Source organism: Emticicia soli, assembly GCF_037860775.1.
Classification (GTDB): Bacteria; Bacteroidota; Bacteroidia; order Cytophagales; family Spirosomataceae; genus Emticicia; species Emticicia soli.
Window position 1 is genome coordinate 194,201 of the sequence record NZ_JBBEWC010000012.1, and the last position, 25,531, is coordinate 219,731.

Here is a 25,531-nt window from a genome sequence, read left to right on the forward strand (position 1 = left end):
ACTTTGATTTACCTGATTTGATGATTATACTGATTAAAATATTAAAATCATGATGATTCAATAATTCATAAAAATCAGTTTAATCAGTTAAATCAAAGTTCAGACAATATTTCCTATTTCTTGGCTGATTTTTCTTCGGCGGCTGTTTGGTAATACTCAGGCGGGAAGCCGTTGATATTACGCCAGATTTCGTAGCCTAGTGGCACATCTCGCAGCAATATAAAGGTATCGGTGGCTGTACCAAGGCGTAGGGCGTCGGGCCAGGGGCGCTCGGTTGGGTCGGGTTTTACCAGTACCCTGAAATTGCCCGTTGCCTGGTCAACGTTGTTAGAAATAGCCGTGATTACCCCTCTGAAAGTACCGTACGACTGGTTTGGCCAGCCGCTGAAAACTATCACCGGAAATCCATCAAAAATCACATTCACTTTTCTGCCCGGTTGTAGCAGGGTAATATCAAGCGGTTTTACAAATATTTCTATGGCCTTTACTGCGTGGTCGGGTACAATCTGTGCTAGTTCTTCGCCTTCTTTCACAATTTCGCCTATACCTGCCTTGTTGGCTCTTGTAACCTGCCCGCTTTGTGGAGCTATTACATAATACAATTCGTTACGCAATACATAGCTATTGTATTGGTTTTGTAGCTTGGCAATATCGGCCTCGCCAGAGGCAATCTGTGATAGCGACTGATAACGCTCGCCACGGGTTTTTGATATTTTCTCGATGTATTCCTGATTAACGCCATTCAGTTCAAGCGAAAGATTGATTAAATCTTGTTTGGAGTTCATGAATTTTATTTCGCTTCCGGTGCGCTTGGCAAGGGCATTCTGAAAAGCCTGATTGCGCTGCTCGTATTGCGTAAGCGATACCAAGCCTTGCTCGTAGAGTTGTTTCTGGCGTTTTAGCTGCTCGTTGGCAATGGCAAATTCGTTGCGAGCGGCGAGCATATCCATGCTATCGGCTTGTATTTTGGCTCTTGTCTGAGCCATTTTGTTGTTAATCTGGGCTACTTTCAGGCGTTGGGCTTCTTCCATTGCCGTGGTTTGCACGTTGGCAGTATTGGCTTTGCCGAGGTAGTTATCGTTGGCTAATTCTTTGGCTACAATCTGCTCGCGGGTGCGCTCTATGAGGTTGGGGTCGAGGTACTCAACTTTTACCTCTTGCAGGCGGGCAATGGTATCGCCCTTTTTTATCATGTCGCCTTCTTTTATGTACCATTGTACTACCTTGCCCGATATTGCGCTGTAAATTCCCTGCTGGCGTTCTTCTTGCCGTAGGGTGGTTACTTTACCTCTACTTTTGATATTCTGTGTCCAGGGCAGAAAGGCCGCCAGCACAAACGAACCAAGTAATGCATAAACCCAGTATTTAACTTTGCTTTCCCGGTTGATAAAGTAAATATCACGGAAAGACTTAGGTTTTTTTGCTAAATCTTCTTGTTCGAAAATTGTATCTATGTATTTCATAATTTACCGAATGTGTGCTGTCTGAACTATGATTAAACTGATTTTTCTGATTTTATGATTGATAAACATTGATTCACTTGCATTTATAAAACAAATTGAATAATTAACATTTGTTATGACTCTTTGTTTTTATAATCAATTAAATCAGTTTAATCAGCTAAATCATAGTTCAGACAAAAATCACTAAATTCTTTATTTTAGTTCAATAATTTTTTCGAAATGTACATGAACCCCCTCCTGGTCGGTAGCTATTATTACCGTCATGGGTAGTTTGTTTATGTACTCGGCTACTTTGTCGCACTTGGTTTTGTTGAGGTTCTTGAAAGGTTCGTCAAGAATCAACAACTGTGAGTTTTGAACAAAAGTACGAAGCAGCAGAATCTCCTGAATGAGATGCGAGGCCAGTTTGGCTCCTTTGGTGAGCAGCACGGTGGCATACCCATGCTCAAACTCTTCGATGAAGCCATCAAAGCCTAGCTCTTTTATCAGATAATTAATGGTTTCGGGCTTTACGTTAGGGTTTGCAATTGTAATGTTTTCCCAGAGCGTACCGTTGAAAACCTCGTTTTGTCCGCTCAGGTAGTTTACAGTTTTACGATAACTGAGCATTTCATAATTATCTTTCGGAATATCGTTAACCAATATACTACCGGTGTGTTTTGTGAGGTTGTTGCTGATGAGCTTCATGATAGTGCTCGTGCCAACACCTGAGGCAGTTTTGTGGAGCATGGCTTTATCGCCGGGGTCAAGCACAAACGAAATGTTTTTGAGCAGGTTACTCTTATCTGAATACGAAAAACCTACGTTTTTAAATTCAACTTTCAGCGGCTTCGAGTCGTCTAGTTTCAGCTCGCCGTTGGCTTCGGTTGGGGTTTGCAATACTTTGTTGAGCTTCTCAACTGCCGTAAGGGTATCATATACAATATCAATACTCAGAATCAGTTTTTCAACGGCACTGATAATGGCAATAATCACGATTTCGGCAGCGATAAACTGACCGATATTGATTAGCTGATTGAGCAAAAGCACACAGCCGATAATAAGCATGGCGGCCGTAAGTATCACCTTAAATGCCACAAGGCTCCAGTATTGGGTTTCCAGGATACCAAAGTGGCGTGTACGGTTCTGGAGGTATCCTTGTGTGAACTCATCGGTTTTCTGGATATTCAGTTGGGTGTACTCGTAGTTTTTGAAGGTGTTCTGATTCCGGCTGATTTCTTGCAACCAGGCAGCAACTTTATATTTGTAGTCGCTTTCGTTCATGCTGGTTTCAAGCCCTTTTTCAGAACTTAGCCTGAAAATAAGGTAGACAATCAGCAACAGCAATGCCCCGAATGCGATAAATATGGTATGGTAGAACGATAAAAGCAAAATACCAAACAATATCTGGATAATAGCCGTGGGAACATCAAGCAATAGTTTCGATAGCCCTTTTTGCAGGTGGATGGTATCAAAGAAACGATTGGTGAGCTCGGGCATATAATAGCCTTCGGTGGCTTCGGGGCGAATTTTTGGCAGAATATCAGAGTAGGCAAATGCATAGCGTACAAAGATTTTCTGCTGTATTTTTTCGGTGAGTTTCATCTGGTTTATCTGCAAAAAACCAGCAATAAAAACACTGATTATTACCAGCCCAATTAATACAACCAGCGATGTTGAGGCGGTGTTGTACATCACAAAGTTGATGATTGACTGGATACCAAGCGGATTAACTAATAAGATAACACCTGATAAGATTGCATAAAAGTAAAGGGAGGTAATGTCTTTCTTATCAAGCTTTAAAAGGTTAACGATTCTTATAAAAGGGTGGATGGTGCGATTTTCGGCCATACGATTTTAATAATTTTTTACAAATATAATAAAAGGATTGGTGATAGTGTTACTATTATTAAATAGAGTTTTATTATCATTTATTGTATTGTTACTATTATTATTTACCTTTGTTTAAATTTTTTTAATGTAGCGTATGGAGTATCAGCTGAATTTCAACGTAAATGACAAAATATATATTCGAGACCCGGAGAGTAGTGAGTTAGGCCGTCAGATTGTCAGCAAAGCCATAGAGTTGATTCATGAGATTGGGTACGAGCATTTTACATTTAAAAAACTAGCCCTTGAAATTGGCACCACCGAGGCCAGTATCTACCGGTATTTTAAGAACAAACACCTGCTACTGATTTATATTCTGAATTGGTATTGGAGTTACCTTGAGTTTCTGGTGATGTTTCAGTTGAAAAACATCGGCGACCCACGCCTTAAAATTAAAACCGTGATTCAGTTGCTTACGAGCGAGCTACCGCAAAACTCTGGCAAGATGAAGTATAATGTGCCCTACCTGAACCAAATTGTGATTACCGAGAGCAGTAAGGTGTATCTGGTAAAAGAGATTAAGGAGATTAATCAGGCTGAGGTTTTTAAGCCCTTTAAGGATTTATGCAATACCATTGCCAATATTATTCTTGAATTAGATGCCGCATACCCATACCCGCATTCGTTGAGTAGCACGCTTATTGAGGCTTCGCACAATCAGCAGTTTTTTAGCTCTCATCTCAAGAGGTTGACCGATGTAAAAACCAACCAGGAAGCATCGGTCTACGTAGCAGCGTATCTGGAAGATTTAGTTTTCAGGGTGCTGCGCTAAACTCAATTTTATAGCCATTTAGATTCCACGTGCCACGCTTGTTTAATTATGGGCGTGGCTTTTTTTATGCTTAATAGCTTAACGGACATAGAGCGGTCTGCATGCCACGCCTATACTCGAAAGCGAAAGGGCGTGGCATGCTTAACATAGCCACAATGTACACGAGTAGCACGGGGACGCCTAGTTAATGTTTCACTATTCTGTAATTATGAGCATGGCCTGCATGTCACGCCTATACTCGAAAGCGAAAGGGCGTGGCATGCTTAACATAGCCACAATGTACACGAATGGCACAATGTTGCACTATTTTTTGGTATTGGCTTGTATTAAGTTAAAAATGCCTTTGTAGATTTTATTTACTATTTCTTTGGTATTGTCATCTGAAAAAACTTTGTTATAGGAGAATTGAAAGGTAATTTCAGGCTCTTTGAGTTCTATTATAAATATATCTTGATTAAAATTAACTCTTATTTCTATTATGATATTAGAAATTAATCTATTTAGAGAAGAAACTAGTTCCTTTTTCCATAAAATTGAAACTTTCTCTTCAGTTTCAGCAAAATCTTGTACAGCCTCCATGTGTTTAATGCTACTAAACGTAATTCTTCTAACATCTAATGACCTTGATTTTAATTCTAAATAATAGCTTTCAGTATTACTTTCAAATAATTCATTAAATATTTGTGTCCTTTCACTTAACTCAATCAAAACATTTCTGACAGTATTATAATAAACTTTTGCTATCTTCTCTGGATTATCAGCAGCAATTTGCTTTGCTATACTCAACTGCTCTTTTTTAAACAAAGCCACTTGCTTATCAATATCATCCTCTTCTTCAATGCTTGCGCCTTTGGTGGCTTTTATCTTTATCTCTAAAGACCAGATAAGCTGTTGGGCTATGTATTTTACAAAAGCACCAAGATTACCCGCATCTGCCTGATTCAGTGCATTCAAATAATTTTTCTTATCGGCTGATTTGATGATAACCGGTGGTAAATCGTGTTTCAACAAAACGTAGTTCATCAATAGGCGAGATATTCGTCCGTTGCCATCATCAAAAGGATGAATTGATACAAACTTATAATGGAATATAGCCGCCAGTTCAACAGGGCTTAATTCATTCTTCTCTGTTTCGGCATGAAACCAGTCCATTAAGGCATGCATCTCTATTGGCGTATCTGCGGGCGATGCATAATGAAACATTTCGCCGTTTTGTAGTTGAACCGAATTAGGATGCTTTTTGTATTCACCAACCAGAATCTGCCGTCTGGTTGCTTGTCCGTCTGGCGTAAGTGCATCTTTCCAGAATGGGCGCACCAATATTATTTCATTAAGTTGTTTAATGTCTCTTTCAATCAGCCTGTATGCTTTGTCTTCTGCCAGTTCTTTAATCCACCTATAGGCAACATCATGCGCTTTCATTTCTTCAAACTCACGCATTTCGTGCGGGCCATCGGTTTTGTCGAAAATCAACAATAGCTTGGTTTCTCCATAAGTAAGCGTATTGCCTTCAATATGATTACTGTTAAAGTTAAATTCGAGTCTGAATTTATCTTCCAGTTTTCGGGCATTTTCATTACTTATGGCAGGCAATGTGGCTAGTTCTTCTAGCAAAGCATCTATTTTTTCTTTTTCGCTCATGTTGTTTGGCTATTGTATGGCGCAATGTGTACAAAAATAGTAAGTATAATTGTAGATGCACCAATATAGCAAATCTATTCTGCTATTATGCAGAATAATAGCTTAGAAAACATAGCCACAATGTACACGAATCCACTATTTATATGTATCGAATTATCCCCTAGCTTAAGCCTGCCACACTAGCCGTGCGCCGCCCTTTCGCTTCCGAGTATAGGCGTGTCAGACTAGTGGCAGAGTCGAGAAGTATTTTAATTACCGCCCTGCAAACTAAATCAGACGTATAGTCGTTGATAGGAAGAACACTAAAAACACATACTGACACATGAGAACAAGGTTCGGAATTTTATTGATGATTTTTGCGATGGCTATGGCTTCGTGTAGCAACAAACCTGCATCAGATTCATTCGATGGCGTGATTGAGAGCATCGAAAACGGTAAAGATGGCTATGTGGCTATTCTGAAAGATACGAAAGGCGGGAATTTTGAGGCCATTTTTTCGATTCCGAATATGGGTACCAACTACAAACGCTGGGAAGTAGGCGATGCCCTGAAGATTAAAGGCGATACTTTTGCTATCAATAATACCTTTCGGGTAGTTGCCAAAGAGGCGGTGAAGGAATAATATATCTTGAACTTTGATTTACCTGATTAATCTGATTTAATTGATTCAATTATGATTCTCAGAATCCTCGTTTTAATAGCAAATCAGAAAAATCATAAAATCAGGTAAATCAAAGTTCAAGACACTAAATAGTAGTCTCCGCATACGCCTTAAAATTATTCAGAATTGCCTGCCAGCCTTGTTGTTGCATTTCGGCTGAATTCTGACTTTCGGCGTCGAAAACGATTTCTACATTTGTACTAAGGCCGTCGGCTGTGAAAGTGATAATTGCCTGTCGGCCATCTTCCATTGTGTATTCAATTAATCTGTGTTCTTCTACTGTATCGTATTTCCCTTTGAAATCAAAGCTGAAACTGCCGTCTTTTGCAGCCATTGTGTAAACAAATTCTCCGCCCACGCTTAAATCGTTGGTAGCATTGGGCGTATGCCAGTCGTCAGAAGCATTGTTCCATTGCTTCACGGCTTCGGGTGTGGTATAGTCTGTCCAGACTTTTTCGATAGGGGCATCAATAGTAGCCGCTACCGTGATTTTTGTTGTTTGAGCCATGTGTGTATTGAGTGATTTAGTGAATTTTAAATGGTGAATTAGCGAATGGCGAATTAGTGAATGAAAATACAAAAATTCACTAATTCGCCATCCACAATTCGTAATTATTTCTACACGCTCGCTGCCACTGCTGCCATTTTGTGTTTTATGTATTTGCGGCGTTTGGGTCTTTCTATGAGTACAAGCGGCTTTTTGTATTTTTTGCCTTTGCCTGTAAGCAGGTAGTCGCCGGAAACTTTATATTTTTCAACCAGAATAGAGAGCCATTCGAGTTGCATAATATCACGGCTGTAATCTTTGCGTAGTTGGTAAATATTACGGCTATTGATGTCGTTTTCAACGTAAAAATCGTTCATGAAATGGATATGACCCATCTGAACAAGCTCATCGAGAATCTCAAAGAAGCGTTGTGTTACTTCCTGACTTTTTACTGATTGCATGTTTTTCTTTTTTTATAGGGGAAACTCTTAACAGCAAAGTTAATGAATCGGGGCAATGACGGAAATAAAATCTTTGAAATTAGTGATTGTGCAATGGTGGATTAGCAAGCACCTTTGCCGCACAAAGTTAAATTCAGATGTGAAACGTTGACTAGGCGTCTACGTATTTCACAAGTTTTTCTTCCCGTGCCTAAACATAAAGGCTTGTTCAAGTCCTATTTGTGTTTATCAATAAATAACAATATCTTTGTGACTAAGATATTTAGTTAATAAGATAAATGAACACAGAACAAGTAACTCACCTCAGGCGATTGAGCCAGCAATATGCTTATAGCGCACTGCAAATGCACGAAACCATTGGCCGAAAGGCGGGGCTTTCGGGTACCGACCATAAGTATCTGGGTTTTCTGATACAGAAAGGTGCAATGACAGCGGGCGAACTGGCCAACTTAACGGGGCTTACCACAGGCGCTGTTACGGGTCTAATAGACAGGTTTGAAAAGAAGCAACTCGTAAAACGCCAATTTGCCGAGGGCGACAGGCGCAAGGTTATCATTGTGCCCGACATCGACAAGATAATGGCATTGCTGGCACCACTTTACGCCGATTTCAGAAGTGCGTCGGAGCAACTATTGGCTTCATTTTCGGCACAGGAAATGCAGGTGATTGAAAACTATTTTGTACGAGCCATTGAGCTGATGAATCAGGAAACCGAAAAACTTAATACGCAAGCATGAAAACGAATCATAAAAACGCCTATGTATTTGGTTTTCAGGAACTCGATAAAACCAAAATAGCACTTGCCGGAGGTAAAGGGGCAAACTTGGGTGAGATTAGCCGGATTAACGGAATACTTGTGCCCGATGGCTTTTGTGTTTCAACAGAGGCTTTCAGAAAAATAATAGAAGAAACAGGCCTGCTTAAGGAATTATTGGAGCAATTGGCACTTTTAAAAATAGAAGAACGCACCAAAATAGCTGAATTAAGTGCCGAAATCCGCCAGATTATTGAACAAACGCCTATTCCTGACGAAATTTCGGCCGAAATTAAAGCTTACCTCACAAAATCGGGCGATGGGCTTGCCTATGCTGTACGCTCAAGCGCAACGGCCGAAGACTTGCCGATGGCCTCTTTTGCAGGGCAGCAAGATACTTATCTGAATATTATCGGCCATCGGGCAATGCTGCAACATATCAGCAAATGTTGGGCTTCGTTGTTTACCGAGCGGGCCGTTATTTACCGAATTCAGCATGGTTTCGACCACCGAAAAGTGCATCTTGCGGTAATTGCGCAGCACATGGTTTTTCCTGAGGCGGCAGGGATTTTGTTTACCGCCGACCCCGTGAGTGGCAACAGAAAGGTGCTGTCGATTGATGCCAGTTTTGGGCTTGGTGAGGCTATGGTTTCGGGCATTGTGAATGCTGATGTATATAAGGTGAAAAATGGTGAGTTGATTGAAAAGCAGATTCTGACCAAGAAAGTGGCTATTTATGCCTTGCCGGAAGGCGGTACTCAAGAGCAAAGACTTGGGCCATTGCAGCAAATTGCACAGGTTTTGAGTGATGAACAGATTTTAGCACTTGCAAGCATCGGCCGAAAGATTGAGGCGCATTTCGGGAGTCCGCAAGATATAGAATGGTGTCTGGTTGATGACAAATTTTACATAGTTCAGAGTCGGCCCATTACTACTTTGTTCCCGATTCCTGACGCAAACGACACCGAAAACCACGTGTATATATCGGTTGGGCATCAGCAAATGATGACCGACCCGATAAAGCCGCTCGGTTTGTCGTTTTACCTCATGGTAACCTCGGCGCCCATGCGCAAAGCAGGCGGCCGCCTGTTTGTTGATATGAGTAAATTAATGATTGCGCCGCAGACCCGAAAAAATGTTTTAGAGGCAATGGAGCAGTCGGACCCGCTCATAAAAGATGCCCTGATGAATGTGCTCGACCGGGGCGATTTTTTGCAAATAATGCCCGATGACGCCCCTCCACAAAGCGAAGACGAAGCCCCTAAAGTGGCCTTAACCACAGGTGCCAGAAAAAAAGTGGATAATGACCCTTGTATTATTACTGACCTCATTAAACGAAATGAGGAATCATTAGAAAACCTGAAGCACGAAATAAGGACGAAGGCAGGGGCTGAACTATTTGATTTCATTCGGGACGACATCGGAAACATAAAGCAGTTTTTAGCCGACATACGAAGCATAAATGTGATTCTGGGCGCAATGGATGCGATTGTCTGGATAAATGAGCAGGTTTGTGAGTGGCTGGGCGAAAAAAAAGTGGCCGATATAATTGCGCAATCGGTGCCGCATAACATTACCTCAGAAATGGGTCTTGCATTACTTGATGTGGCCGACGTGATTCGGCCGTACCCTGCGCTGATAGATTATTTGCAGCAGGCAAAAGACGATGATTTTATGGCTAAACTGCCTGCATTTGAAGGCGGAGAAGCGGCTCGTGAGGCCATTGAGGCCTTTCTGGATACATACGGCATGCGCTGTGCCGGAGAAATTGATATTACCCGAACCCGCTGGAGCGAAAAGCCCGCTACGCTGGTTACGATGATACTGAACAATATCAGGAGTTTTGAGTCGGGGGCTAGCGAGCGGAAATTTGAGCAGGGTAAAAAAGAAGCCCTTGAAAAGGAGCAGGATATACTACAACGCCTGAAACAATTGCCCGACGGCGAACAAAAAGCCGAAGAAGTAAAGCAGATGATAAGCCTGATTCGGAACTTTATGGGCTACCGTGAGTATCCGAAATACTACATTGTGAGTCGTTATTTTGTGTACAAGCAAGCCATGATGCAGGAGGCTGAAAAATTGGTGGAGGCTGGGGTGCTAACCGAAAAAGAAGACTGCTACTACCTGAGTTTTGATGAATTTCAGGAGGTGGTGCGCACCAATAAGCTCGATTACGGCCTTATAACGCAAAGAAAAGAAGATTACTGCCTGTATGAAAAGCTGACGCCACCACGAGTAATTACCTCAGACGGTGAAATTGTTACGGGTAAGTATAAACGGGAGCATCTGCCGGCCGATGCGCTTGTGGGTTTACCTGTGTCGGCTGGGGTAATAGAGGGCAGGGCGAGGGTTATTTTAAACATGGCAGAAGCCGATATTGAAGACGGCGACATATTGGTAACGGCCTTTACCGACCCAAGCTGGACACCCTTATTTGTAGCCATAAAAGGCTTGGTAACCGAAGTAGGCGGCCTGATGACACACGGCGCAGTAATTGCCCGTGAGTATGGCCTACCCGCAGTAGTAGGCGTAGAAAACGCCACCAAACTGATACGAGACAAACAACGCATAAGAGTACATGGTACTGAGGGGTTTGTTGAGGTTTTGTAGTTTAATTGAATGGGGGTAGCTGGACTTTATAGATTTTATGGTTAGTTGGTTTATTTTTCCGGTTAAGTGGGGGACATTGATAATAAAACATTACTTATAGTTACATATTGCTTAAAAGATTTCAATACTACAGCATAGGCACACTATGGATAGCGAACGATTATGTCAACACTTTCTAGCCTATTAGAATTTAAAATATTTATAGTTTTTTTCTCTTCATTTTTACAAAATTTCAATACAAACATTTGAAGATGAGAAGCATCTTCAGCTACTTTTTTATCATTTGGCAAATAATTGATTAATGCATCTGAAATAATCATTATAAACTTACTCTTTGCTCGCGTTAAACTAACATTAAATCTTCTTGGATCAAGTATAAACTCATCTTCACTAGTAACAAAGTCTTTATCAGAGACTGTATAACTTGACATTATTAAATCTCTTTCTTGACCTTGAAATCTATCAACTGTATCAACAAAGCTATCATTTTCAGTAGTAATGTTTTGATCACTTAGCAAATTATGAATCAAAGATCGCTGTGCTCTATGTGGAGTTACAATACCAATTTTTTTGGTTGCAAAATCTGCTGACGATATTTCTTCTGATAGAGAAAGTTTGTATAGGTAGCAAAGTGATGCAATAATTTGTGCTTCAAAAATATTTGAAACAGTATATATAGAACTGGGATAAGTAATGACAATAATTGGTAAATTAGGATCTAAAATTTTAAGAAAAATATCGTCCCATAACAAAGCATGTGGCCATTCATCTGGTTTTACACTAGGAAGATTAATATTCAATACTTTATTTGGATTTTTCGATTCAAGTTTTCCTAAGTAAAATCTTTTATTCGGCCAATCGTTAATATAAATATTACTACGATAATTATCTATTATTGTTTGAGGTTCTATCTTATGCGTTTGTTTCATAAAAGTATAAATACAATCAAAAAGGCCCGATTGTTTATCTTGCATTTGAAATCCATGAATTGGTCCAAGTTGCTTATCATCTCCAGCTAAAACTAAATTAAAATCTTCTTTCAAATAAGTAAAATATGCTAAAGCGTGTTCGACTTTTATCTGTGACGATTCATCCAATAAAATTACATCAAACCATTTCTTATGATTTGCTGGACTATTTTTATTATCTTTTGAGAAATTATAAAGTTGTTTCCAAGTACTACCATTTATTGTAATTAACTTATTCTCTTCTATTTTGCTTTTTAGAATACTTGCTTCTTGAGAATATACTATAACATCTGTAATTTTATCATGTACAAAATCCTCTCCTGATTTTGATCTTATACGACTCATTATTATATCTTTACTATAACCTATAATATTTTGATTTCTATTACAGATCAAATCATAAATTTCGAGTAATAAATTATCGATTGCATTCCAATTGCTGGATCCTAATCCTATATTAATTCCAATTTTATTCTCATTAGCATACTCAATCCAACCAAGGACAATAGAAGCTAGAGTCATTGTCTTTCCAGTACCTGGAGGCCCCCACAATAATGTAATCCTATTTTTAAAAGAGTAATTAAAGACATGCTTTTGTGAATTATTCAAAGGATTCTTTAAAGAAGTTGATATTTTAGATAATAAACTATCTGTATCAATATCTCTTGCAATATTCTTTAATTTACAATGATCACTTAAAATACTATATGCGGGTTCTACCATTTTTCTATTTTATTAGCGTTTATTTCTTGGTGCTTTATTACTTATATCTCTTAGAATTTTTTCTATATCCTTACTTTCAAAATCTTTGAATGAACTATCAAGTACCATAGGTTTATCTAGATCTATTATTCTTTCTTTTATTGCAAAATTGAACATATCTAAATTGTAGTTTGGAATCTCTAAAAGGACATATGGAGGATTCGAAATAGTATTTAATTTAAGAATTGTAACGCTTAAAATTTCTGCAATTGTCTTTTTTACTTTTCTGTCTGCTTGATTAATATTTCTTTCATTCAAAAGGCTTAATGCTTCTTCAAACTTTAAACCTATTGCAGTATACCAAAATGTATATATATTTGCAGGAAAATCCTCGTTTGTTAAGCAACATAAAAATTCCCCCTCTTTTAATTTTGCATCTCTAGAGTTTATTGAAAATTCAAATGCATAGATAGTAGAGTTCCTTAATGATACATTATTATCTCGAAATCCCTCAATTTCTTTACTATATTCCAAACTTTTGTTAATTAAACCACGTATTGCTACAAACCTTGCCTCTTTTTCATCAATTGGTAAAGAAACTTGATGCAAGTTTTCAATTTCCTGAGTTAATATATTAAGTTTATTAAATACTAAAAGATTTTTCGATACTTGAGGTAAATGACTTTTTACTAAAGCTCCTAAATAAAAAGGAGGTTTATGAAGGACAAGTTGGTTTTTACAGTTGTCTCTTAGACGCATCACAATGTTTTGAAGTGCTTCAAGATAAGTTTTTACTGATCTTCTTAAACCTTCGTAAATTTCATCTCTAGTATAGTGTAGACCTCCTAAATTTTGAGAATGCTTTAAAAAGACATTGTCTTTCCAAAGTTCATATGCTCTTTCAAAGGGTATTTGGTCATTTAGAGGCGTCCAAAAACCGTAGGCAAAATAAAATTGAAATAAACTACCATCAGGCTTCGATTTTGGAAAAAACTTATTTGCAGTTTCAAGTAAAGTATAATCATAAGAAATAGGTAATGCAACTAGATACTTGACTACATCTTTAACAACAGTTCCTGGTTGCGATTTATACATATCGAGATCTAGTGGCAAAGTATTATCAGGAGGGAATAATCTTGTAATAATTTCTACCTTTGCAACAACATCTGGATGATCCATGTGCCTTTCAACCATTCTCAAAAACTGCTTAACTTCAATTTTACTCCAAAAAAAGAAATGTACATTAGATTTACCAAATGCATTATCTCGACCGGTATTAGCTCTATGTTGTGCTGCTATGATATTATTGTCATCATTAACTTCATTTAACCAACTTTCTAATAAATTTATTAACTCTATTAACCTATTTCTTTCTGTGGCTGGAGAAAATTGTTCTACTTTATCTATTATAAAAATTTTTTCCACTGAAATTGGAGGCTCACCTTGGCTTCTTCCTGGCTTGAAATAAACCTTTTTTGCTCCAATAGCAAAAGTTATCCCTGAACCCGGGTCAAAATGCAAAGTCAAAAATATACTCATATCAGACCACTTTGGCATTAAATGACTAACTCTCTCAGATAAAATATATGGCACTCCATCTTCTAAAGAGTTACATCGGGCTTCTATACCTGATTCATCTGCTCGAAGTTGGTAATTTACAGATTTAATTTTTTCCCAAGCGGGTGTGTTTTGAAGAATATTTTGGCGTAAATCACTTGTATTTAAAATCCCTTCTGATCTAATTAAATTTGCTTGACTACTATTTAACCAAGGAATTTTACACAATTGGTCATCTCTTTTTGCTTCACCTTGACAATAAGTAAGATATTGACATAATTGGCATTTCGCAGATATATGCCATGCAGCATCTTTGGGGGATTTTTCCAAAACTGGAATTAACCTCTCCTTAAAGAATCTCTTTATATGTATTTCATAAACTTCATATGGCACTGGTATTAAAGTTTCTTCTAATGCTTTCACCACTGGATTAAGTTCATTATTAGCCTGGAATTTTCTGACAATGTTTTTGAATTCATTAATGTCGTGACTACCTGGCCAAACTAACCCCTTCGCACTAACTCTATATCGGGCAATTAAATTATTATCTCTAAGAAATGCATCTAAAGCCAAAGCATAAAATGTAACTTCAGTAAAATGCTTTAATGAAGCTTCTGAAGCCATCTTTACATCTATAATATGCAATTCATACTCTGGTTCTAAATCCCCTTCTTCAAGGATTAAAGGAGATTCTTTTTCATGAGGTTTAATCCAAATTATGTCGGGGATTGCACGAGATGGTTCAATATCAAATTTATCACAAGCTAATTTTAACTCTATAGAAACAGACTCTAATATTTTAAATTCAGCCTCTATAATTGCTTTAGGAGGGTTTTCCAAATTTAAAATATCTTTTAGATCTTTTATTACTTTAAATTTCTTAACTCCTAATATTGGATCAATCTTTTCTTCTTCTATATATTTTACATTATCTTTACCAAACCCCAATATCAAATCATTATATTTATCTATTTCCCACTTATTACCAGCCTCCTGCATAAGTTGTACTCCCGGTCTAACTTTTCCAAGAGCAAACTCTTCTATTCCTAAAGTTTTCTTTTCAGTATCTGAACTCAATTGAAATCTAAGAAATCGGTCACAATCAAATTTAAATGTCTGTGCAATTGTCTGTTTTCCAAGTTTAGGCATAAGTTGTTAATTATTAAAAGAATTAGGTTATTAATCACTAGTCAAACAATTATCTAATACATTTCACATGGCGATATTTTTGAAGATTATCCTTCTTGTCTTATAGGGTTTACTTTTTTTTCCTTTTGTTCTTTTGTAGTTAAAACAATAGGCATTTCTTTGTTTTTATAAGCTGTTACATAATATTTATTCATCCACACAACTTCTAACCTCTCTAGCATATTTCCTTTAACATCACTTGTAGAAGTTGGAATAACTTTTTTTTCCCATCCCTCGCTAGCTCTCAATAGCTGATTATAAAGTTCATTTTCATACCCACTAATAAAAATCATGCACTTAGCTTTATTTACTAATTCTAATAATGCAATATGAAAATTTGTATCATTTGCATCTTTATTATATCCCCTCGATCTATCTCCTAAATAAGGCGGGTCTAAATATATGAGTGTAGCAGGCCTATTCAAGTAACGATTAATTATTCTTCTCGCATCTTTATTTTCAATCCTTACATTTTTTAATCTTTTGACAACTTCGCTAAGACGATTAGGTAAATTATTCCATCTATTTACACGCGCCTCATGCCCATTTCGAGTATAAGAATCTGAGTAAGAAAATCCTCCTCTCTCTTCTCCAAATACTCCATTTATTGCCATCATTGATTGAATCAAAAAACGACGTGCTCTTTCTAAATCTGTTAATCCTTCTTCTTTAATTCGAGAAGCATATAATTCTTGCTCCGCATAAGGAGTAAGTTCTATCTGACGAATTAAAGCACTTGAATTCTGTCTAAGTTGGGCAAAAAAATTAATGATTTCGTTATCAATATCATTGATTACTTCAATCTGTGCTGGCTGTTTGGCAAGTGTTAGAGCTGCAGATCCACAAAAGGCTTCCACCCAGCAATTGTGAGGTGGAAGGTTTTTGCAAAGTTGCAAAGCAATCTTATTTTTCGAGCCGAAATATCCAAATGGGGTATTGATTTTATCTTTTAAATTTTTCTTCTTTATTACTACTTCCTGATTAGGATGATTCATTTAATTAGTTAGTTTTAGATTATCTCAAAGTATTTGAAATAAATTCCTGAAGAGTATGTTTTTAGTCTAAAAGCAAAGAGTCTAACCATTATTCAAAGTTATTAATTATCATTCAAAATCAAAATACTATTTGAGTCTTATTGGCCTATACTCCATCAAATAAATATTGAGTTTCTACATTTCCCATTCTCTAAACAACATTTACCATGCTTAGCAAGCAGTAGACTCTAGGCTTGGTGTAGGAGTTACACCTAAAAATAATTCTAACAATTTATCTTTTTTTCTAATTCTTTTAAAAGTGCACTTTCCGAATTAAAGATTAAAAACAGCGTAATTACGAAGCACAGAAAATTTGTTTTACTTTTCATAATAGCTGCTTTGATTCAAAACAGTTTATTTATCCAAATCAAAAAGTCCGTTTTAAAACCTTGAAAATCTTGTGTACGTCGTTCAGTGATAGTTTGAAGTCGCAGTACTCGGGGCTGTCGTTGCGGCTGTGGCAGGTGATAGTGGCCGTTTCACGGTCGAAAGCTACAATGTCTTTGAATAACACATTGCGCTTGGTCAGGATAATCCAGCCGAAGCGTGACTCGCCGAAACCATCCATCCACAAATCCATCGATAGCTCTTTGCCTAGCACAGTGGCTCTGTCGGGCGTGTCGTCAATGCGGCCGCCATTCATGCTATCGCCCGAAATACGGAAGGCTATAAAATTGCCACGGTCTATTTTATCTACAACAAACGGAATGCGTTCTTCAAACTGAAACGTACCGGCATCGCTTAGCTCGTCGAGGTAGCGGGCGAATGCTTCGGTAGTGAGTAGGGGCACTTCTACAATCAGGTCGCCGTCGGGGTTGCTGATAAACTTATTGCCGTTTTTGTTCACGTAGGCGTCTTCCAAGCCGGCTTTTTTATAGTTCAGAAATACCTCTCTTATGGTTTTTTCGGCCAGGCTCGATACATTCCTGTCGCCGCTTTCCCATAGCTGCACGGCTCTCATCGATACACCAACAAGTTCGGCGAACTCGGTCTGTGAGAGCTTGTTTTTCTTGCGGAAACTCTTGATTTCTGTTCCGCTCACCGGAGGTATGCCAATTGTCATGTGTAGAGTTGCGTTTAAAAAATAAAAATAATTTTCAATTTTGTTTGCATAATACGAACAAGTTCGCTATTTTTGTTCATTGAATTACGAACAAAGTAATTTTTGATAAGACAAAAATACTTAAAATACGTAATTGTGCAATATTTTTTTGAAGATTTAGTGTTAAAGCTGAATCCACACAACAACGAAAGTTTGTTTAAATAAATGGAGGTCTAAAAAGTAAGGAGAGATAAATTTTATTTGGTGTATAAAAGACCCCACACCCTAAATCCCTCCGCAGCGGCGGCCGCTCCCCAACAATGGGGAGAGGGACTTTGACTCCCTTCCCCATTGTTGGGGAAGGGGCGGGGATGGGGTCTTTTAAACTCAAAAAATTTTAGACATTTTAGACTCTTGTTTACCTTTCAGTACTTATCGCCATCGGTATTTTCGGCATCCTCGCGCCGACAGAACCAGGGCAAAAACTGCAAGGCTTGTGTAAATAATACTATACCGATAAAGCTGTATCGGCGTGAATCCACACAACACCTTACAGCACATCGGGGGCAATGTTGTGAATGATAATGTATTGTTGATGCCCGTGGCAAATGCCTTTGCCTGTGCAAGGGCGCAATGAAGCTGTGCGCCTTGTGCGAAACAGCAATTGATTCTGGAGTTTTTTAAATCTTTGACTATACAAATGCCTGCTCTGCTTTGAGCAGGTGTTTTTCAGGCTGTATTGAGTATTTCGTTAACATATATATTTAAAGGCCTCCTTTGCTTTGGAGGAGGCATTTTTTGAAACGCATTTAAGTTGTGACTATACATTAGGTTTTAGTATTTAATTAGGGTTAGGAAAGATGATTGAAAAGCCTCCTTCGCTATGGAGGAGGTGTTTTTAACTCATTGTGAGAAACAACACTATTGTTTTAGGTTACGAATCAATATATTTTAAAACCCTCCTCTCTGGTGTAGAGGAGGTGTTTTTCAGGATGCTTAAACACGTTTAGTAAATAGATTTAAAATCCTCCTTCATCTGGAGGAGGTATTTTTTTCTTGAAAATCTTGAGTTGCATTTTGTGGGTTTTTGAGAATGGGGTGTGGGTGAGATTGGGATTGTGGGTTATAGGGAAAAACATTTGCCGACGATGCACCCAATGAATTGGGTGTCTAATAGAACAAAGGAATTATTATGTAAGCCGGACTTATTAGTGTTCAAGAAATAAGCGTTCTTTGAAAGTTTTGGTTTCAGAACGATTTAAAAGTAATAGCTAATGCTCGTGTTCACCCAATAAATTGGGTGTCTAATGTAACAACGGAATATTTTTACTGTATGTGCCGACTTAAGTCGGCGCTAGAGATAAATTTCCTTTGTTTCATTAGGCGGTGAATTTATTCACCGAAATGGAAGATACATTTCCAAACCAAACCCATATATTATAGGAAAGAACGCTTATTTCTTGAATCCTAATAAGTCCGGCAATGTATGTGAAAATATTCCTTTGTTACATTAGACGGCGACCACGACGGGCTCATTTAGTTTTAGAACATTTTAAGATTACGAACATATACGTTCATTGAAAGAGAATTTTAAAAATTTTTCTTACGCATAGACCCCACACGGTCTGAATTATTAGGGGAACAAATCAAATCCTCCTCCGCCTGGAGGAGGCATTTATTCCGACAAAAAACATATAAATATAAAGCATCAAATGCTCAATAAACAGGGCATCTGAAACGTTTAATAATACGCTTCTATCGATAATACTATTAATTGTCGTTTATCAGGCTTTGGCTGCAAGTCTGGAACATAATTATAGTTTTCATATCACCTAAAATATATATAAGTGGCATTGGCTCAATGCTGCCGCTGCGAGTAGGAATGCCCCCATTTCCGACCCCTTTTCTGACTGTGGCAGGGGGACGGGTTTGGGGGCCTGCATCGCACGTTTGAAATGTATCATAATCCCAAATTATACAAATTAAAACAAATGTCAGAACAGTTAACAACGAAGGATTTTTTCGGAAAAACCTCGGTAAAGCAGAAGTTTGAAGAGCTGCTGGGCAAAAGAGCGCCGGCTTTCATGACCTCGGTGCTGCAAATTGTTGCCAGCAACGAGCTCTTGAAGCGTGCCGACCCAACCAGCGTGTATCATGCCGCTGCTACGGCTGCCACGCTCGATTTACCCCTGAGCAACAACCTGGGCTTTGCCTATCTGGTGCCTTACAACGACCGCAAGAGTGGCCGCCAGCTTGCCCAGTTTCTGATTGGCTACAAGGGTTTTAAGCAGTTGGCTATCAGGAGCGGGCAGTATCAGACCCTCGATGCCAAGATAGTGTACGAAGGCCAGAAAGTAGACGATGAGTCGTTTCAGGGTTTTCATTTTGAGTGGGACAAAAAAACGAGCGACAAGGTGATTGGCTACGCCAGCAATTTTAAACTCCTCAACGGCTACGAAAGCACTTTCTTTATGGATGCCGACACGGTGCACAGGCACGGCAAGCGTTACTCGCAGACGTTTAAAAACGGAAAAGGTTTGTGGGCTGAAGATTTCGACAAGATGGCTTTAAAGACGGTTACGAAGCTGCACCTCAATAGTGGCGATGCGCCGCTGTCGGTCGAGATGCAGAAGGCTGTGATAACCGACCAGTCGGTGATACACAACGTAGAAGGCACCGAGGTTGAGTATATTGATAATCAGGCCGAGCCGCAAGACCCCGAAGAAACAAGCAAAGAGCGTGAGTTGCAGCGCATTGCTAATTTCATTGCCAGCGCCATGACGGTGGAGCAGCTCGAGTTGGTTGATGAGCACGTGTATGATTTCGGATTGGTAGAAATGTATGAATCCCGAAAACAGGAGCTATACCGAAAATCGGCATAGATTGTTGGTTTTGTAGCTTCGAATCCACACACACTTTTTTTTGAAAAATTGGGCTTTTAGCCATTTGTTTTGCTGTGCGTATATTGGTTGGCGGTAGGCGGATATAACCCCATCCCCGACCCTTCCCCAACAGTGGGGAAGGGAGATAAAAGCCCCTCTCCCCACTGTTGGGGAGAGGGGTTGGGGAGAGGGGTTATACCCCCCAACCAACACTGCTGTGTTTTTAAAACTAAAAATTTTCTAATGTTCTATTTCAACTTAATTTCATGATACTACAAACAAATCAGCTGGCTGAGTTTGAGAAATTTATGTTTAAATACATAAAGGTAAAGCAAAGTAATAAACTCAGCATTAAAGGCAAACTTCTTGATGTAATTGCCGACTCAACAGGCCTACACAAAATTCTGATAGAGCAAGAATTTATAGCCAAAGGTAAGGTTGGCGATTTTTTCCGCAGTTCACGGCCTACGGTTGCTACCGTGTACACAAAAAACATTTCGACGGTGGAGGTCATTTAAGAAATCGTTAATGGTGAATAGCGAATTAGCGAATAAGTGAATTTTATATTCGCTAATTCGCCATTCACTAATTCGCAATTTCATAAATCCAAACACACATTTCAATGAATTATATTGATTTAATTAATCATTTCTGGCGAGTTGATGAAGGTTCTCAATTTACGGGCTGGGAAACTAAGCTGTATTTTTATCTGATAAAAACAGCAAATAGTTTAGGCTGGGTAAATGTTTTCTGGCATTCAGATAGTAGGGTATCTGCCAATGTCGGGATGAGTATAAATACGATGAAGACTTCTCGTAACCGTTTGAAACAAGTCGGGCTGATTGAGTTTCATACCGGAGGCAAAGGCAAGGGCGATAAAACAAGGTATCAGATTTTGCTACCTAATGCAGCAAGTTTATCGGTCGAAAAACCAAGCAGGAAATCGCCTAGTAGTCAGAAACTGACAGCTAAACTGACACCTAACGATGCGCCGGAGGTAGAAATTGAGCTTGATGAAGACGATGGGTGTCAGAATTTGGAACCTAAACTGACTCCTAAGTTAACACCTAAGCTGATACCTAAAGTAACACCTAACCCGCAACCATTAAATAAACTAAACGAAACTAAACTAAAAGAAGAAAATAATAATAATACTCTTTTGGTGAGCGAAAACGATTTGCCCGAAAAAAACGAGGCAGATACTTTGGCCTATGTTGATGTCCAACGGCAGCAAGCTGCCATGCATGCCGATAGCATTTTTACGAAAGAAACGCTAAAAGCCGATTTGCTCGAAAGTGAAATTTGCAAAATAGCTGCAAAAAACAACGAAGTTCGGCCCGAAGAATATCCGGCTGCTGTTGAAAACTTTGTTGAAACCAAATTTGGACTGGGCAAAAATGCGCACTGGAAAGACATAACCTATGCCAGAGAGAATTTCATGTATTGGTTGCCTTATTACAAAACAAACATTGCGAAAAAACATGGAAAACGAAATACCCCAAAGACCACAGGCCGACAGATTGTTGAACAGCAAACCGACGATGACTCAGTTGTTGAGCAAGGAGCAGATGGGGTCGTACGCCGAGTTTCGGGAGCGGGAGTTCAGACCTTTGCTGGATAAACTTTATGCCGTTATTTATCCGGTTCTGGCGGCCAATGAGCACGCAAGCAAGCTCGGCGAGGGCATCAGGCACGAGTTTATTCAGACGCTAGCCGATAGGCTGACGAGTGAGTATTTCTCGAAATCGCTCGATTATCTGAAAAAACAGCAGAAACAAGATGCCATTGATGCGGCTCAAAGGCAGATGGCACTACGGCAGGCGCAGATAAAAGCTATGCGCAACGTAAGCCAGGCTGATTTTAAGGCAAGAGTGTTGGCGAACCTCGATGCGCTGGTGAAAGAGCGAAATCCGTACAAAAAGTTTATGCTCGATAACTATTGCGTAAAGGCTTTTGAGTTGTGCCTGAGCTATTTTCATACGGCATCGGCATCGGCGATGGACAGAAACAAGGGCATTTGTTTGCTCGGAAAGGTAGGCACGGGGAAGTCGACGTTGCTGACGGCCTTTAAAGATAATCCGCTGGCATCGTTCAGAATCGTGAAGGCGCAGGATATTGTAGAGAGCTACATGAATAATCCTGAGCAGACCATGAGCCGCATTCTAACCGAAAAACCTTTGCCCGACGAAGAAAATAGCTACGGCTTTGCCCGCTACGATTTGCTGATTGAGGAGGTAGGCCGTGAGCAACTATCGGTAATTGTGCGGGGGGAGTCGTTCAAATCCACGCCCGTAAACGTGATTGAGCGAGTGCTGATGGAGCTTTACGACCATCCGGGTGTGCGGGTTCATATTATCTCAAACGCCGAAACCCCGGATAAACTATCAGCCCTATACGGCGAAGCCGCCGCCAGCCGTGTCTACGATATGTTCAACGTAATAACCCTAGACCCAAAAGCACCAAACAGGCGGTTTGTATAGGGCATAGGGCATGGGGCATGGGGAAAAGGTCATGGGGTTTTGTGGGGCGAACGTCCTCGTTCGCAGTTTGGGGTAGGATGGGTATTAGCAGAGTTTCTTGTGTGCGATGGTTTGTGTTTGGCAAAGGGGCTTTGCGATGGGAGTAGCAGAATTTTGATTTGATAAACAAAAAATCTGCAAAAACTTTCGCATATTTACGAGTTGGGGATTATTAAAGAGCAATCAAAAATTACAGTTAAACACCATCACTAAAAATGGCATTGTATAAAATAGGTCAGCGTTTAGATTTTATAAAAGAGCATCCGTTTAAATTTGAAAAAGAGATTCAGACATTAGTTGAGCAAAACTTAAAAACACTTTTGCACTTAGATTTTATCTGCTCCGAATTTTCGCTTAATAACTTTCGTTTAGATACATTAGCCTTTGATTTAGAAAACAAATCGTTTGTTATTATCGAATATAAACGAGACAAAAGTTTTAGTGTGATAGACCAGGGTTATGCGTACTTGTCTTTAATGCTCAATAATAAGGCAGATTTTATTCTGGAGTTTAACGAAAATCAGCAGACAACTCTTAAACGGACTGACGTTGACTGGTCGCAGTCGAAAGTGATTTTCGTTTCGCCACAGTTTACCAATTATCAGAGAGAGGCCATAAACTTCAAAGACTTGCCAATTGAACTTTGGGAAATCAAGCGGTTTGAGAATGAAACTATTTCATTCGACCAGATTCAAAAAACATCGGCAAAGGAAAGCATCAAAACAATCTCAAGGAATGACCAAACCGTTGAAGCTGTTAATAAAGAGGTAAAAGTATTTACCGAACAAGACCATCTGCAAAAGGTTGACTTTGAAACAAGAGAACTGTATGAACAAGTACGAGAAAGGCTGATTGCACTCGACGACAATGTTACGACCCAACCCAAAAAGCAGACCATCGGTTTTAAAATCGATAACAATATTTTCTGCGATGTAGTATTACAAGGCAAAGGTCTAAAGATTTATCTGAACCTGAAAAGTGGCGACTTACAGGACGAGAAGCAAGCTGCAAGAGATGTGTCAAATGTTGGGCATTGGGGCAATGGTTCTTACGAAATTAAGCTCGCCGACTTAGAAGATATTGATTATATCATTAGTTTATTGAAGCAGTCGCTACGTAAAAATAAGGAGTAGTTTTGCTTTGTGGCGTGAACGTCCTCGTTCGCAGTTTGGGGTAGGATGGGTATTAGCAGAGTTTCTTGTGTGCGATGGTTTGTGTTTGGCAAAGGGGCTTTGCGATGGGAGTAGCAGAATTTTGATTTGATAAACAAAAAATCTGCAAAAACTTTCGCATATTTACGAGTTGGGGATTATTATGCATTAACACATTTAACAAGAAAACTTCAATACATTGATGTTGACTAAAAACAAAACCATTCTAATTATTATGTTTGGCTTTCTAGCTTCTTTATTTGGGTGTTCAGAAAATAAGAATGCCGATTTGGTTTTAATAGAACAAAATCAGGAGCCTTATTATCAGAAAGGTTTAGAACTCATTGAGCCGCTTATAAATCTTCAAGAAGGTCGGGCAACTATTGATTCAAAAGCAAAAGATAGTCTTGCAAAGGGGATAAAGTATTTAGATGCCGTTACGACAATTAACCCTAATAATTTTGCAGCGTATTGGCTCAAGGGGAAAGCATATCAGGCACTAAAACAGCATGAAAGTGCATATATAGAGTTTGATAAATCTTTTGAAATTGAAAAAGAAAACCCCGATGTTGCAAGAGAGTTGATGATTGAATGTGTGCACTTAGGAAAGGGAAAAGAAGCGGTGAGTGTTGCGTTACACGCTTTATCGTTCGATAGCCTGGATGTAGGTTTAATGGGCAATCTCGCACTTGCATACCTTATTGATGGCGATACTAACCTTGCCGATAAGACAATAAAAAATGCAATAAAGGCCGACCCTAAAAACAAAATAAACCTTAGACTTTCGCAAATCATAAGCGATGTAATTAGCGGCAAACGAACCAGGCCCACTAAGTACGATGAGATTTTTCGTTAAAGATACTGAACAGTTAGTTTGGTGTTTCTTGTAAGACTTTTAGCGATTGTTTCTCGGCAGAGTCTCCCGTGCGAGTGAGCCATTAGAGTAGAAGGGGACTCTACCGCTATGGAAAACCTTTAGCTCAATATTCCGACTCCTTCGCCAGAGTCCCCTAGCTATGTTAAGGCACTCGCACACGGGAGACTCTGGCGAAGACCCAACGGTTTTAGTATTTTGATAAATTTGTTATCTCGGCAGAGTCTCCCGTGAGTGTAGGTCCTGCGAGTAGAAGGGGACTCTACCGCTGTGGAAAACCATTAGCTCAATATCACGACCCTTCGCCAGAGTCCCCTAGCTATGTGAAGGCACTCGCACACGGGAGACTCTGGCGAAGACTCAAGGATTTTGATAAATTTGCTGTCTCGGCAGAGTCTCCCGTGAGTGTAGGCCATTAGTGTAGAAGGGGACTCTGCCGCTATGGAAAACCTTTAGCTCATATTACGACTCTTGAGCCAGAGTCTCCTAGCTATGTTAAGGCACTCGCACATGGGAGACTCTGGCTAGACCCAAGGGTTTCGATAAATTTGCTGTCTCGGCAGAGTCTCCCGTGCGAGTGAGCCACTAGAGTAGAAGGGGACTCTGCCGCTATGGAAAACCTTTAGCTCATATTACGACCCTTGATCCAGAGTCCCCTAGCTATGTTAAGGCACTCGCACACGGGAGACTCTGGCTAGACCCAAGGATTTCGATAAATTTGTTGTTTCGGCAGAGTCTCCCGTGAGTGTAGGCCATTAGAGTAGAAGGAGACTCTGTCGCTCTGGAAAACCTTTAGCTCATATTACGACCCTTGATCCAGAGTCCCCTAGCTATGTTAAGGCACTCGCGCACGGGAGACTCTGGCGAAGACTCAAGGGTTTTAGTATTTTGATAAA

18 protein-coding genes are annotated in these 25,531 nt (G+C 39.4%); 9 read left to right on the forward strand and 9 right to left on the reverse strand.

The window, feature by feature from the left end:
• Positions 1-113 precede the first annotated feature (113 nt).
• The gene (locus WAE64_RS19645; RefSeq protein ID WP_340239386.1) at positions 114-1,463 is read right to left on the reverse strand and encodes an HlyD family secretion protein; all 1,350 of its coding nucleotides are present in this window, start codon (positions 1,461-1,463) and stop codon (positions 114-116) included.
• Between the two features lie 192 nt (positions 1,464-1,655).
• Positions 1,656-3,293 carry an ATP-binding cassette domain-containing protein gene (locus WAE64_RS19650; RefSeq protein WP_340239387.1) on the reverse strand — a complete coding sequence of 546 codons (1,638 nt, stop codon included), beginning with the start codon at positions 3,291-3,293 and terminating at the stop codon, positions 1,656-1,658.
• 136 nt (positions 3,294-3,429) lie between these two features.
• Between WAE64_RS19650 and WAE64_RS19655 the strand changes: the two genes are divergently transcribed.
• Positions 3,430-4,104 (forward strand): TetR/AcrR family transcriptional regulator, encoded by a 675-nt coding sequence (locus tag WAE64_RS19655; protein ID WP_340239389.1) that lies wholly within the window; start codon positions 3,430-3,432, stop codon positions 4,102-4,104.
• Between the two features lie 303 nt (positions 4,105-4,407).
• Here WAE64_RS19655 and WAE64_RS19660 read toward each other — a convergent pair whose 3' ends face one another.
• A complete protein-coding gene (locus WAE64_RS19660) occupies positions 4,408-5,745 on the reverse strand; it encodes a Fic family protein (protein WP_340239390.1) in 1,338 nt (445 codons plus the stop codon).
• Positions 5,746-6,067: 322 nt separating this feature from the next.
• Here WAE64_RS19660 and WAE64_RS19665 point away from each other — a divergent pair, with 322 nt between their 5' ends.
• Positions 6,068-6,367, forward strand: a complete 300-nt coding sequence (locus WAE64_RS19665) for a hypothetical protein (RefSeq protein WP_340239391.1) — start codon at positions 6,068-6,070, stop codon at positions 6,365-6,367.
• Positions 6,368-6,491: 124 nt separating this feature from the next.
• Here WAE64_RS19665 and WAE64_RS19670 read toward each other — a convergent pair whose 3' ends face one another.
• On the reverse strand, positions 6,492-6,914 hold the full coding sequence (locus WAE64_RS19670; protein WP_340239392.1) for an SRPBCC family protein: 423 nt from the start codon (positions 6,912-6,914) through the stop codon (positions 6,492-6,494).
• A 110-nt stretch (positions 6,915-7,024) separates the two neighbouring features.
• Positions 7,025-7,354 carry a hypothetical protein gene (locus tag WAE64_RS19675; RefSeq protein ID WP_340239393.1) on the reverse strand — a complete coding sequence of 110 codons (330 nt, stop codon included), beginning with the start codon at positions 7,352-7,354 and terminating at the stop codon, positions 7,025-7,027.
• A gap of 278 nt (positions 7,355-7,632) precedes the next feature.
• On the opposite strand from WAE64_RS19675, the gene WAE64_RS19680 reads away from it, so the two are divergent.
• Positions 7,633-8,091, forward strand: coding sequence for a MarR family winged helix-turn-helix transcriptional regulator (locus WAE64_RS19680; RefSeq protein WP_340239394.1), 459 nt, complete (start codon positions 7,633-7,635; stop codon positions 8,089-8,091).
• Entirely contained in the window at positions 8,088-10,718 is a 2,631-nt protein-coding gene (gene ppsA, locus WAE64_RS19685; RefSeq protein WP_340239395.1) for a phosphoenolpyruvate synthase, read from the forward strand. The genes WAE64_RS19680 and ppsA overlap by 4 nt, the downstream gene beginning before the upstream one ends.
• A 143-nt stretch (positions 10,719-10,861) precedes the next feature.
• On the opposite strand, the gene WAE64_RS19690 is transcribed toward ppsA, so the two are convergent.
• The 4 genes from WAE64_RS19690 to WAE64_RS19705 all read right to left on the reverse strand — a co-directional run bounded on the left by WAE64_RS19690 (position 10,862) and on the right by WAE64_RS19705 (position 17,230).
• Positions 10,862-12,409 (reverse strand): DEAD/DEAH box helicase, encoded by a 1,548-nt coding sequence (locus WAE64_RS19690; RefSeq protein ID WP_340239396.1) that lies wholly within the window; start codon positions 12,407-12,409, stop codon positions 10,862-10,864.
• Positions 12,410-12,421: 12 nt separating this feature from the next.
• Positions 12,422-15,094 carry a hypothetical protein gene (locus WAE64_RS19695; RefSeq protein WP_340239397.1) on the reverse strand — a complete coding sequence of 891 codons (2,673 nt, stop codon included), beginning with the start codon at positions 15,092-15,094 and terminating at the stop codon, positions 12,422-12,424.
• A gap of 86 nt (positions 15,095-15,180) precedes the next feature.
• Positions 15,181-16,128 carry a DNA adenine methylase gene (locus WAE64_RS19700; protein ID WP_340239399.1) on the reverse strand — a complete coding sequence of 316 codons (948 nt, stop codon included), beginning with the start codon at positions 16,126-16,128 and terminating at the stop codon, positions 15,181-15,183.
• A gap of 406 nt (positions 16,129-16,534) precedes the next feature.
• Positions 16,535-17,230: a helix-turn-helix domain-containing protein gene (locus tag WAE64_RS19705; protein ID WP_340239401.1), complete on the reverse strand. Its 696-nt coding sequence runs from the start codon at positions 17,228-17,230 to the stop codon at positions 16,535-16,537.
• A gap of 1,970 nt (positions 17,231-19,200) precedes the next feature.
• On the opposite strand from WAE64_RS19705, the gene WAE64_RS19710 reads away from it, so the two are divergent.
• From WAE64_RS19710 to WAE64_RS19730, 5 genes are all read left to right on the forward strand, one after another.
• Positions 19,201-20,091 carry a recombinase RecT gene (locus WAE64_RS19710; protein WP_340239403.1) on the forward strand — a complete coding sequence of 297 codons (891 nt, stop codon included), beginning with the start codon at positions 19,201-19,203 and terminating at the stop codon, positions 20,089-20,091.
• A 266-nt stretch (positions 20,092-20,357) separates the two neighbouring features.
• Positions 20,358-20,609: a hypothetical protein gene (locus tag WAE64_RS19715; RefSeq protein WP_340239405.1), complete on the forward strand. Its 252-nt coding sequence runs from the start codon at positions 20,358-20,360 to the stop codon at positions 20,607-20,609.
• 951 nt (positions 20,610-21,560) lie between these two features.
• Positions 21,561-22,571: a hypothetical protein gene (locus WAE64_RS19720; protein WP_340239406.1), complete on the forward strand. Its 1,011-nt coding sequence runs from the start codon at positions 21,561-21,563 to the stop codon at positions 22,569-22,571.
• A 254-nt stretch (positions 22,572-22,825) separates the two neighbouring features.
• Complete coding sequence (locus tag WAE64_RS19725; protein ID WP_340239408.1) at positions 22,826-23,743, forward strand: DUF5655 domain-containing protein; 918 nt, start codon at positions 22,826-22,828, stop codon at positions 23,741-23,743.
• A 253-nt stretch (positions 23,744-23,996) separates the two neighbouring features.
• A complete protein-coding gene (locus WAE64_RS19730) occupies positions 23,997-24,617 on the forward strand; it encodes a tetratricopeptide repeat protein (RefSeq protein ID WP_340239410.1) in 621 nt (206 codons plus the stop codon).
• Positions 24,618-25,531: the final 914 nt, after the last annotated feature.